The following is an 11,496-nucleotide window of genomic DNA, read 5'->3' on the forward strand; positions in this document are numbered from 1 at the left end:
CTTCTTTCAAAAGCAGGTAAAACCTATAGCCAATAGGGGGAATGCCAATATAAAGGGCCTTGATATTGCCGCGCCATCCCGTCTCACGATGTGGATGGCGGCGCCCGCTACCAGCGGCTATCGGCCGGCTCCCGGTGTCCGGGGGCCCGGTTCAAGCGAGACTCCGATCTCGAGAGCATCGTCACGCGCCAGGAACCGGGTTCCCGCCGGTCGCCGTTCCGGCGGGTTCTTGTTCGGCGCGCCGGGACGTCGCCAGACGCTAATGTGTTCGACGTGCAGCTCAGGTCCGACTCCCGCGTCCCCGGTCCCGCAGGTCAGGTCGTGGAGGTGGGCCGGCGGTTCAAGCCGTCGCGGGCCGGGCTGATCAACATCTGGGACTACACGGACGAGGAGTTCGTGTTCGCGGACGGGCGGCTGGTGCTGCGCGGGCACAACGGCTCGGGCAAGACCAAGGCGCTGGAGGTGCTGTTCCCGTTCATCCTGGACGGCGTGGTCGACGCCCGCCGTCTGGACCCGTTCAGCGGCGAGAACCGCACCATGAAGTCCAACCTGCTGTACCGCGGGCAGGAGTCCGAGCACGGCTTCGTGTGGATGGAGTTCGCCGACGGCGCGCGGACCGTCACGCTCGTCATCGCCCTGCACGCCCACAAGGACCGCCCCGAGGTCAAACGGGCCTACTTCGTGACGGACAAGCGGCTCGGCGTCGACTTCGGGCTGCTGACCGGCGACTCCCGCCCGCTGACCGAGCGCCAGCTCAAGGCCGTGCTCGGGCCGGGGGCCTGGCACAACAACCCCACCGACTACCGGGAGGCCGTGGACGCCGCCCTGTTCGGCCTCGGCCGGGAACGCTACACCCAGCTCCTCGACCTGCTGCTCGCGCTGCGCCGTCCCCTGCTGGCCAAGGACCTCGACCCGGCGAAGGTGTCCGACACCCTCACCGCCGGGCTGAGCCCCGTCTCCGACGAGCTCGTCGAGCAGGCCTCGCGCGACTTCGAGAACCTCGCCGCCGTGCAGCGCCTGATGGACGACCTCGCGGCGGCCGACGGCGCCGCCCGGGCGTTCCTGGAGCGCTACGGCGGTTACCTGCGGATCGCGGCGCGCGCCCACCTCGACCGCGTCCGGGTCCGCACCGACCAGGCCGTGCGGCACGCGGCGGCGGTGAGCGAGGCGAGCGCCGAGGCGCGGCGCGCGGAGGCCGCCCAGCGCGAGGCCGAGGAGGCCGCCGGGGCCGCGGCCGCCGAGCGGAACACGCTGGAAGGCACACTGGAGGGCCTGAAGCGGCACGAGGCGTACACCGCGCAGGGCGAGCTGGAGAGCACGCGCCGCCTCGTCGCCCAGGGCGCCCAGGAGATCGCGCGGGCCCGGGAGGCGAACGCCCGCGCCGCCGAGCACATCGCCCAGCTCCGCGGCGAGGCGGAGGACGTCGAGCGGCGGCTCGGGAGCACCCGTGCGGCGGCGCTCCGGCTGGCCACCGCCAAGACCGAGGCGGCCGAGCTCGCCGGGATCACCCCGGACGCCACCCCGCTCGTCGAGGACGCCGACGGTGCGGGCGGATCCGTGGACGGGGCCGCCGCCCTCCAGGAGGTCAGGGCGCAGGCCGCCGCCCGGCTGCAGGACGTCGAGGACATCCGGCTGCGCCTGGGGAAGGCCCGCGAGGCCGAGCGGGAACGGGCACACGCCGACGAGGCCGCGCGCCGCTCGCGCCAGAAGACCGACGACGCCGAGCGGGCCTGCGATGACGCCGAGGAGGGCGTCGGACGGGCGCGCGTCCGTGCTGAGGACGAACTGCGCGCCTGGGCCGCCAGGTGGTCGGCGGAGCACGCCGCCCCCGATGCCGGCACCGTCGGCGCCGCCGACGCCGAGGCCCTCGCCGCCGCGCTGGCCCGCGCGGGCGAGGCGGGAGCCCCGAGCCTCGCCGAGGTCTTCGGCGACCTGACCGAGGCCCGGCGCACGACGCTCGCCGCGGGCGTGGCGGCGGTGGAGGCCCGGCTGGAGCGCGTCGCCGCCGAGACCCGCCGTCTCACCGCCCTGCGGGACGAGGTCGCGGCCGAGCGCGACGACGCCCCGCCGCTCGCCGCCGGCCGTCACGCCGACCGGGACGCGCGGCCGGGCGCGCCGCTGTGGCGGCTCGTCCGCTTCGCCGACGACGTCTCCGCCGGCGAGGCGGCGGCCGTGGAGGGCGCCCTGGACGCGGCGGGCCTGCTCACCGCGTGGATCCACCCCGACCCCCGGCACACCGCCCAGGCCCTGGAGCAGGTGGAACCGGACGCCTACCTGCTCTCACATCCCGGCTCGGGCGAGGAGGGGACGCTCTCGGCCGTGGCCTCCGCGAACGGATCGCGATCCCCCGCCTCACCCGCCGGGCGGACGCTGGCGAGTGTCCTCGTGCCCGAGGAGCAGGACCTCGTACCCGTCGCGGTCGTGTCCGCGGTGCTCGGCTCGATCGCGCTGACCGGCGAGCTCACCCTCACCACCCCCGCGCCCGCGATCAGCACGCGCGGCCACTACAGCCTCGGCGTCCAGGTGGGGGCGGGGCCCAAACCCGCCGCCGAGTACATCGGCGCGACCAACCGCGCGGCCCGGCGGAAGGCGAGGATCGCCGAGTACAGGCGGTTGCTGGAGTCCGGGGAACGCGACCGGGCGGCGGCCGAGGCCGAGCGCGAGACGCTCCGGGAACGGCTGGACGACCTCGGCCGGGCCAGGTCCGAGCTGCGCCGCCTGGGCAAGGAGGTCCCCGCCGCCATGGCGGCGCTCGCGGAGCGGTCGACGCTGCTGGCCGCCGCCCGCGCGCAGCACGCCGAGGCCGCGACCGCGCTCGACGCCGCGACGGCCGAGGTGGACGCCGAGCGGCGCAGGCTCCGGCAGGCCGCCGCCGAGCGGGGCATGCCGTCCGGCGAGGAGGAGGTCGAAGCGGTCGCCCGCGCGGTCGCGGACTACACCACCGCCGCGGAACGCCTCCTGCGGGAGCGCGACGGCATCGCCCTGCTGGAGAAGGACCTCACCGGCCGCCGCCGCACGATCGAGCGGCTCGGCGCCGAGTCGCGCGCCGCGTCCGAGGACCTCGCCGAGAAACAGGAGGCGCACCTCGCCGCCGCCGCGCGCCTGGCCGCGCTGGAGGACGCGCTGAGCGCGCCGCTCAAGCAGATCCTCGCCCAGATCAACCAGGTGGAGCGCGAGCTCGCCGCGGTCAAGGCCGCCGTGCGTGCCTCGGAGGAACGCGCCCGCGCCGAGCACGACGCGCTCGTCACGGCCAGGGCCGCCTACGACCACGGCAGGGACGCGCTCGTGTCCGCGGTGGCGGAGCTGTTCGACCAGCTCGCGTCGTTCGCGCCGTTCGTCCAGGCGGACCTGCGGCCGGTGCTCGGGGTGGACGCCGGGCCGTCCTGGCCGGACCGGTCCCGCTGGGAGGAGCCGGAGCGGGCCGTGACCGAGATCGTCGAGCGGCTCTCCGGGCGCGAGCCCGCCGAGGCCGTCCGGTCGGTCCTCCCGGACGGCGCCGTGGAGCTGCTGGCGCTGTGCGAGGCCACCACCGCGGGCCGCCAGGCGGGGGAGGCCGCGCGCAAGACCGCGCGCGACCGCATGTCCGAGGCGTTGAAGGAGTTCGACGACGCGCTGACCGCCTGCGAGGAGGACTACCGGCTGGACTGGGAGCAGGGCGAGTCCGTGGTGGTCGTGCGGGTGCACGACGCCGACGGCCGCCACGCGGTCGCCGAGTTCGCGCGCCGCGTCGCCGAGCGCGCACGCGAGCAGGGCGTCCTGCTGGAGGAACGCGAGCGCACGGTCCTGGAGGACGAGCTGCTCGCCGGGCTGGCCCGGCAGATCTCCGACCGCGTCTCCGTGGCCAGGGAACTGGTCAAGGGCATGGACGCCGACACCCGGTCCCGGCCGATGTCGACGGGTACGACGGTCGGCATCCGCTGGGTGGCCTCCGACAAGATCACCGACCTGCAGCGGGAGGTCTCGGCGCTGCTGGAGCAGGACGGGCCCGGCGCCGACCGGCTCGCCGAGCTGCGCCGCCTGATCCGGCAGATGATCCGCGAGTACCGGGCGGGCCATCCCCGGGCGACGTACAAGGAGGTCCTGTTCGCCGTCCTGGACTACCGGGCCTGGCGCTCGTTCGAGCTGCGGCTCAAGGTGCCCGGTGAGGACGAGGTGCGGCTGAGCAAGAAGCGCCACTCCCAGATGTCGGGCGGCGAGAAGTCGGCCGCGATCCACCTGCCGCTGTTCGCCGCGGCGAACGCCCTGTACTCGTCGGCGTCCGGCGGCTGTCCCCGCATGATCGCGCTGGACGAGGCGTTCGCCGGCATCGACGACGTCTACAAGCCGGACCTGCTGGGGCTCACCGTCCGCTACGACCTGGACGTCTTCATGACCGGCCACGACCTGTGGGCGCGGTACGAGACGGTGCCCGCGGCGGCGCACTACGACATGCACAGCGACAAGGCGTCGCACACGGTGTCGGCGATGCTCGTCCTGTGGGACGGCTGCGAGCTGGTGGACTCGGCGGCCGGCTTCTCCGGTAACGAGGAACTGGCCAAGGAACTCCTGGGCTTCGCCCCGACCAGACGCGGCCCCCTGGAGGCCGGCCTCCTCGAAGCCGGCCTCATGACCCGGGACGCCGGCCCGGGCGAGGACCGGGACGGGGACTGACGAGGACTGACGGGGGACTGGGGGGACTGAGGGGGAGTGACGAGAACTGACTGGGACGACCGGCGGGGATCGGCTGGGCGGTCACGGGTGAGGGCGGCCTGGTGCCCGAGAGGGGCCGGTCACCGCTCCTATGCTCACGCGGTCGTGAGCCGGGGCCTTGGGTGGCTCCAGTAGCCCATGGCGCACACCTGGTCGCGGGAAAGTCCCCGGTCGCGGGTGAGGTGGCGGCGCAGGCGCTGGATCATCAGGGACTCGCCGCCGGCCCACACCTGACCCCGGCCGGGCGGCAGGTCCAGGCCTCGTACGACGTCCGTCAGCGCGCGGCTCTCTCCTGGCGCGCGGTCGCCGCGGTCCACCCAGTGCACCTCGGGATGCGCCGCGTCCAGGGCCGCCCGCTCGGCGGCGTCGCGCACCTCGGCCACGGCGATGTGCCGGCGCCCGGCGGGAAGCGTCTCGGCGATGGCGGCGATGGACGGCAGCGCGGTCTCGTCGCCCACGAGCAGCGTCCAGGACGCCGTGGGGTCGGTCACCCAGTGGACACGGGTGCCCGCGAACCCGACGCGGTCGCCGGGTGCCGCGGTGCGCGCCCACGATGAGCCGCGGCCCTCGTCGGCCTCCGCCATGGTGCTCTGGCTCCCGTCGGCCTCGGCCACGGTGCTCTGGCTCCCGTCGCTTTCGGCCACGGCGCCGTGGTCCTCGTCGCCGTGGCCGAAGAAGTCGATCGTGACCAGACCGGCGTCCCGGTCGTAGAGGCGCACGGTGTAGTTGGCCCAGTGCTGCCCGGGCGTCCCCTCGGGGAAGCGCCAGCGTCCCCGCTCGGGCAGGACGACCCCGGCCGCGCCGGACGCGGGCCAGATCAGGGTGATGATCTCGGCGGGCTCCTCGACGGGCAGGGGGACGTCGCAGTCCAGGCGGAGGACGAGGCGGCGCATGAGCGGGGAGAGCGGCGTGGCGGAGACGACCTCCAGCAGGCCGGTGGCCTTCGGGAACGGCGGACGCGCGGCCCCGGCCGGCGTCGCTCGCCCTCGGGTACGTGGCGGCCGGGTCGAGGCGGGCGGGCGAGATCGGTCACGGGCGGCCTTTCCGGGTGTCGGGGACGCGCGGGATGCCTGGACGGGCGGACGGTCGTATCCCGGCGGGAGTCGCGTCCCCGGCGTGAGAGGACGGAGGAGGGACGGGGACGGTCAGCGGGAGGGGGCGCTGAGGGGGACGGTGGGCGCCGCGCGGCGGGCGAGCAGGGAGTCGCGGATCTCGCCCGCGCGTATCGCCGTGGTGGACAGCAGCGTGGACGTGATGCCGTGCGTGTGCTCGGTGCCGCCCTGGAGGTAGATGCCCGCGGTGACCGGGGGGCACAGCTCGACCCGGTGGTCGCGCCCGACGCGGACGCCGTCCTCCTCGTCGCGCAGGCACAGCTTGGCCGTCTCGCCGAGCAGGGAGGCGATGTCGGGGGAGCGGTAGCCGGTGGCGTGGACGAGCACGTCCGCGGTGACCACCTCGTGCTCGCCGGTGGGCAGGTACTCGACGGCGATCTCCAGGCCGTCGTCCCGCGTGCGCACGTCGCGGATGCGGGAGACGTTCAGCATGCGCAGCCGCTCCTCACCTCGCACCTTCTCGCGGTAGCTCGTGGCGTACAGCGCCTCGATGAGGTCCATGTCGACGACCGAATAGTTGGTGCCGCGGTGGTAGTCGAACAGGGAGCGCTTCACCGAGGGCGGGGAGTTGAAGTAGACGTCGACCGCCTCGGGGTCGAAGATGCGGTTGGCGAACGGGCTGTCGTCGGCCGGGGTGTAGCCGTACTTGGCGAACACCGCGCAGACCTCGGCGCCGGTGAACGTGCGGTGCAGGTAGTCGACGGCCTCGGCGGCGCTCTGCCCGGCGCCGAGCACCAGCGCGCGTCGTACGGGGGTGCCCGCGGCGGCCAGTTCGGCGACGCGCGGGAGCAGTTCGCTGTTGTGGAAGACGCGGTCGGACAGGACGGTGCCGGGCGGCAGGTGGGGCTCCATGCCGACCGCCAGGCAGACGTTGCGGGCGCGGCGCACGACCGTCCGGGACGGGTCGCCGGGGACCGCGCTGCGCACGTCGAACCAGCGCACCTCGCCGTTCTCGGCCGTCACCGGTTCGACGGCGAGTACCTCGGCGTCGTAGTCGACCAGGTGGGCGACCCGGGCGGCGGCCCACTCGAAGTAGTCGTGGAACTCCACGCGCAGGGGGAACAACGTCTTCTGGTTGAGGAAGTCGACGAGCCTGCCGCACGCGCGCAGGTAGCACAGGAAGCTGAAGTCGCTCGACGGGTCGCGCATGGTGACGAGGTCCTTCAGGAAGGAGACCTGCATCGTCGCGTCGTCGATGAGCATGCCGCGGTGCCAGCCGAAGCGCGGCTGCCTCTCCAGGAACCCGGCCACCAGACGGTCCGTGGCGGCGGCCGTGGCGTTGTGCTCCTCGACGGCTATGGCCAGCGCCAGGTTCGACGGCCCGAAGCCGACGCCCAGGATGTCATAGACGATGTCCGGCCCACTGTGCAGTGTGTTCACCGCGGCATCTCCTCCTTTTTCGCCTGCCACATGGTAGATAAGGTTAGCCTTACCTTGCAATCATGAGGTAAGGCTAACCTTAGTAGTTCATGTGGTGAGAGGGGATCGTCAATGCGGGTCGTCATGTTCGGCTACCAGACCTGGGGGCATCGCACCTTGCAGGCGCTGCTGGACTCCGGCCACGAGGTCGCCCTCGTCGTCACCCACCCCAAGAGCGACCACGTCTACGAGCGGATCTGGGACGACTCGGTGGCCGAGCTCGCCGCCAAGCACGACGTCCCCGTCCTGCTGCGCCGCCGCCCCGGCGACGCCGAACTGCTCCAGGCGCTCAGGGACGCCGCCCCCGACATCATCGTCGCCAACAACTGGCGCACCTGGCTGCCGCCGGACATCTTCGACCTGCCCCCGCACGGCACGCTCAACATCCACGACTCGCTGCTGCCCGCGTACGCGGGCTTCTCGCCGATCATCTGGGCGCTCATCAACGGCGAGACGGAGGTCGGCGTCACCGCGCACCGCATGGACGCCGGCCTGGACGCCGGGGACATCGTGCTCCAGCGCGCCGTGCCCGTGCGGCCCGGAGACACCGCCACCGACCTGTTCCACCGGACGGTCGACCTGATCGGCCCGGTCGTGCGCGAGTCGCTCGACCTCATCGCCACCGGCAGGGCGCGGTGGACGCCGCAGGACCGCGACCGGGCGAGCTTCTTCCACAAGCGGTCCATCGAGGACAGCCGCATCGACTGGACCTGGCCGTCAGAGCACCTGGAGCGGCTCGTGCGCGCCCAGTCGGACCCGTATCCCAACGCGTTCACCTACTACGGCGGCGAGCGGATCCGCATCGTGTCCGCCGCCGTCTCCCGGGCCCGTTACGGCGGCACCCCCGGGCGTGTGTTCATCCGCGAGGACGACGGCGTGGTCATCGTGGCCGGGGCCGACGCGCGCACGGGACGGCGGCCGGGGCTGCTCGTCCGGCGGGTGCGCACCGACGACGGCGCCGAGTATCCCGCGCTGGAGTACTTCCGCGTCATGGGCGGCTACCTCACCGCGCAGCCGCAGGCCCTCGCCCCGGCGGTCTCCGAACCGGTGTCCTGAGCCGCTGTCCTGAGCCGGTGTCCTGAGCCGGTCTCCTGAGCCGAGGGAGGCCCGCGCTCGCGGGCCCGCCTGTACCACCGCCCGCGGTCCGGGGCCCGCCGGTCAGGCCGTCACCGCGTCGCCGTCGTGGTGACGGCCCTTCGGGATGACCATGGGCGTGCCGCTGACCGGGTCCGTCGTGACCCGGCAGCGCAGCCCGAAGACGTCCTCCACGGCCTGCTCGGTGATGACGTCCGCCGGCGCGCCCTCGGCGACGATCCGGCCGGACTTCATCGCGATCACGTGGTCGGCGTACCGGCAGGCCTGGTTGAGGTCGTGCAGCACCATCACGATCGTCCGGCCCTCGCGCCGGTTGAGGTCGGTGATCAGGTCCAGCACGTCGATCTGGTGGGCGAGGTCCAGGTACGTCGTCGGCTCGTCGAGCAGCAGCACCCCCGTGCCCTGGGCGACGGCCATGGCGATCCACGCGCGCTGGCGCTGCCCGCCGGACAACTCGTCCACCGGCCGCTCCGCCAGCGCCGTCATGCCGGTCGCGGCCAGCGCGTCCCGGACGGCACGCTCGTCGGCCGCCGACCACTGCCGCCACCACGTCTGGTGCGGCGACCGGCCCCGGCCGACCAGGTCGGCGACGGTCAGGCCCTCCGGGGCGACCGGGCTCTGCGGCAGGATGCCGAGGCGCCGGGCCAGCTCCCGCGGCGGGATCGACCGCAGCGCCCGCCCGTCCAGCAGCACCTTCCCCTGGACGGGCGTCAGCAGCCGGGCCAGCGCGCGCAGCAGTGTCGACTTGCCGCAGGCGTTCGCGCCGACGATCGCGGTGACACGCCCCGGCGGGATCGTCACGTCCAGGTCCTCGACGACCGGGCGGTCGCCGTACGCCAGGCGCAGGCCGCTCGCCCTGAGGTCCGGATGGGGGGTCGGCATGCGTTCAGCCTCCTGAGCCCGCGCGGTTGGCGCGGATGAGCAGCCAGAGCAGAACGGGCGCCCCGAGGACGCCCGTGACGACACCGACCGGGAGTTCGGTGCCGGAGATGAGCGTGCGGGCGGCCAGGTCGCCGGCCAGGACCACCAGGGCCCCGGTCAGCGCCGACGCCACCAGGGGAGGGTGGGCGTCCCCGGCCAGCCGCTGGGCGATCTGCGGCGCGGCGAGCGCCACGAACGCGATCGGCCCCGCCGCCGCGGTGGCGAACGCCACCAGCCCGACGCCGGTCAGCGTCAGCGCGAGCCGGACCGGTTGCACGCGGGTGCCGAGCGCGGCGGCGACGTCGTCCCCGAGCTGCAACGTGCGCAGCAGGCGGCCGAGCACCAGCGCCACGGGCAGCAGCACGGCCACGGCGACGGCGAGCGGCACCGCGTCCCCGGCCGACCGGCCGTTGAGGTTGCCCACAAGCCAGCCGAGCGCGGCCTGCGCCTGGAAGCGACCGCCCCGGGCCAGCAGGAAGTCGGTCGCGCTCGAGCAGATCCACGACAGGCCGATGCCGACCAGGACGATGCGGTAGCCGGTCGTGCCGCGCCGCCACGCCAGCGCGTACACCAGCAGGGCCGTGGCCAGCGCGCCGAGCAGCCCGAGGGCCTGGACGCCCGGCCCGGCGTCCCAGCCCAGCACGATGCCCGCGACGACCGCCGTCCCCGCGCCCGCGGTGAGGCCGATCATGTCGGGGCTGGCCAGCGGGTTGCGCGTCATCGTCTGGAACAGCGCGCCGGAGACGGCGAACGCGGCGCCCGCCAGCAGGCCGACCGCCGCGCGCGGCAGCCGCAGCTCTCTGACCACCAGAAGTGTCCCGGGGTCACCCTGGCCCGCCAGGGCCTTCATCACGTCCACCAGGCCGATCGGGACCTCGCCGATCGAGACGCCCCAGCAGAACACCAGGAAGGTGGCGGCCAGCAGCGCCGCGCACACCACGACCAGGCGGGGACGCAGGACGCCGGAGACGGGCGGGACGGCGAGCCGGAAGAGGCGCGGCGCGAGAACGGTCTGACCGGTGCGCGGCCTTCCGCCGGTACGGGGCCCGGCGGTGCCGGAGGCGTGGAGCTTCCCGGCGCCCGAGGTGCGGACCACGGCTCACACCTCCGCGAGCCGGCGACGGCGCACCATGGCGATGAAGAACGGCCCGCCGATGAACGCGATGAGCACCCCGGCCTGGAGTTCGACGGGACGGACGACGACCCGTCCCACGATGTCCGCGGTGAGCAGCAGGCACGGCGCGAGCAGCGCCGACAGCGGCAGCAGCCAGCGGTGGTCCGGCCCGATGCCCGCCCGCTCGGCGAGCACCCGCGCGGCGTGCGGGATCACCAGGCCGAGGAAGACGACCGGGCCGATGACCGCGACCGTGGCGCCGGTCAGCAGCGTGACCGCGGCGACGCCCTGCATGCGCACCAGCCCGAGCCGCCGCCCGAGCGAGGCCGCCACGTCGTCGCCGAGGGCGAGGCTGTTCAGCGCGGGCGCGCATGCCAGCGCCAGCAGCGCGCCCGCGGCGAGGAACGGGAGCACGCGCAGCACCGTGGCACCGGTCTGGTCGGCCAGCGATCCGGCGTTCCAGAAGCGGTAGCGGTTGAGCGCGTCCGGGTCGGTCAGGACGATGGCGCCGGTCAGCGAGGTGAGCAGCGAGGTCACCGCGATGCCGGCGAGCGCGAGCTTGACCGGTGTCAGCCCCGAGCGGCCCAGCCTGCCGAGCGTGAAGACCAGGACGCCGGCGACGAGCGCGCCGGCGAACGCGAACCAGACGTATCCGTACAGCGAACCGAGCCCGAGCACCGCGACCGCGAACACGATGGCGAAGGCGGCTCCGGCGCTGACGCCGAGCACGCCGGGGTCGGCCAGCGGGTTGCGGGTCAGCGCCTGCATGAGCGCGCCCGCGAGCCCGAGGGCTGCGCCGGAAGCGAGGCCGAGCGCCGTGCGGGGCACGCGGACCGTCCAGACGATGTTCTCGGCCAGCCGGTTCCCTGGGCGCCCGGACAGGGCGCCCAGCACCTGGTCGAGGGGCACGTTCCGCGCGCCGAGGGCGACCGAGAGCAGGCAGAGGACGAGCAGGACGGCGCCGAGCGACGCCAGGAGGAGCGCGGGCCGAAGCCCTCCGGCGCGGGTCACCGAACTGTCTCCACTGCGACTTCCTTAGGTTAGGCGAACCTTATTTCGGCCCTGAAATCACGCCTCGGGGTCTGTGACTTAGGTAAACCTTACCTTAGTATGGGCGCCGATCACGGTCGGACTCCGGCCGGTTTC

Annotated in this window: 7 protein-coding genes; 2 read left to right on the forward strand and 5 right to left on the reverse strand. The window is 74.0% G+C overall.

What is annotated here, in order from left to right; all coding sequences use genetic code 11:
- Positions 1 to 273 precede the first annotated feature (273 nt).
- A complete protein-coding gene (locus AB0H21_RS12065) occupies positions 274 to 4,650 on the forward strand; it encodes an SbcC/MukB-like Walker B domain-containing protein (RefSeq protein ID WP_358514977.1) in 4,377 nt (1,458 codons plus the stop codon).
- Between the two features lie 134 nt (positions 4,651 to 4,784).
- Here the strand turns inward: AB0H21_RS12065 and AB0H21_RS12070 are convergent, their stop codons facing one another.
- Both AB0H21_RS12070 and AB0H21_RS12075 read right to left on the reverse strand, forming a co-directional pair.
- On the reverse strand, positions 4,785 to 5,621 hold the full coding sequence (locus tag AB0H21_RS12070) for a siderophore-interacting protein (protein WP_358515414.1): 837 nt from the start codon (positions 5,619 to 5,621) through the stop codon (positions 4,785 to 4,787).
- Between the two features lie 213 nt (positions 5,622 to 5,834).
- Positions 5,835 to 7,181, reverse strand: a complete 1,347-nt coding sequence (locus AB0H21_RS12075) for a SidA/IucD/PvdA family monooxygenase (RefSeq protein ID WP_358514980.1) — start codon at positions 7,179 to 7,181, stop codon at positions 5,835 to 5,837.
- A gap of 111 nt (positions 7,182 to 7,292) precedes the next feature.
- Here AB0H21_RS12075 and AB0H21_RS12080 point away from each other — a divergent pair, with 111 nt between their 5' ends.
- Positions 7,293 to 8,276: a methionyl-tRNA formyltransferase gene (locus tag AB0H21_RS12080; protein WP_358514982.1), complete on the forward strand. Its 984-nt coding sequence runs from the start codon at positions 7,293 to 7,295 to the stop codon at positions 8,274 to 8,276.
- Positions 8,277 to 8,378: 102 nt separating this feature from the next.
- Here the strand turns inward: AB0H21_RS12080 and AB0H21_RS12085 are convergent, their stop codons facing one another.
- The 3 genes from AB0H21_RS12085 to AB0H21_RS12095 are packed head-to-tail and all read right to left on the reverse strand — an operon-like array spanning position 8,379 to position 11,361.
- The gene (locus tag AB0H21_RS12085) at positions 8,379 to 9,197 is read right to left on the reverse strand and encodes an ABC transporter ATP-binding protein (protein ID WP_358514985.1); all 819 of its coding nucleotides are present in this window, start codon (positions 9,195 to 9,197) and stop codon (positions 8,379 to 8,381) included.
- A gap of 4 nt (positions 9,198 to 9,201) precedes the next feature.
- Complete coding sequence (locus AB0H21_RS12090; RefSeq protein ID WP_358514988.1) at positions 9,202 to 10,332, reverse strand: iron chelate uptake ABC transporter family permease subunit; 1,131 nt, start codon at positions 10,330 to 10,332, stop codon at positions 9,202 to 9,204.
- A gap of 3 nt (positions 10,333 to 10,335) precedes the next feature.
- Positions 10,336 to 11,361: an iron chelate uptake ABC transporter family permease subunit gene (locus AB0H21_RS12095; RefSeq protein ID WP_358514991.1), complete on the reverse strand. Its 1,026-nt coding sequence runs from the start codon at positions 11,359 to 11,361 to the stop codon at positions 10,336 to 10,338.
- Positions 11,362 to 11,496 lie beyond the last annotated feature (135 nt).

The organism is Sphaerisporangium sp. NPDC051011 (assembly GCF_040653595.1).
Taxonomy (GTDB): Bacteria; Actinomycetota; Actinomycetes; order Streptosporangiales; family Streptosporangiaceae; genus Sphaerisporangium.

What these genes read in the sequence shown, in the direction of transcription:
- AB0H21_RS12080 (WP_358514982.1), top strand. Translation starts at nt 7,293, where the DNA reads ATGCGGGTCGTCATGTTCGGCTACCAGACCTGGGGGCATCGCACCTTG.
- AB0H21_RS12085 (WP_358514985.1), bottom strand. Translation starts at nt 9,197, where the DNA reads ATGCCGACCCCCCATCCGGACCTCAGGGCGAGCGGCCTGCGCCTGGCG.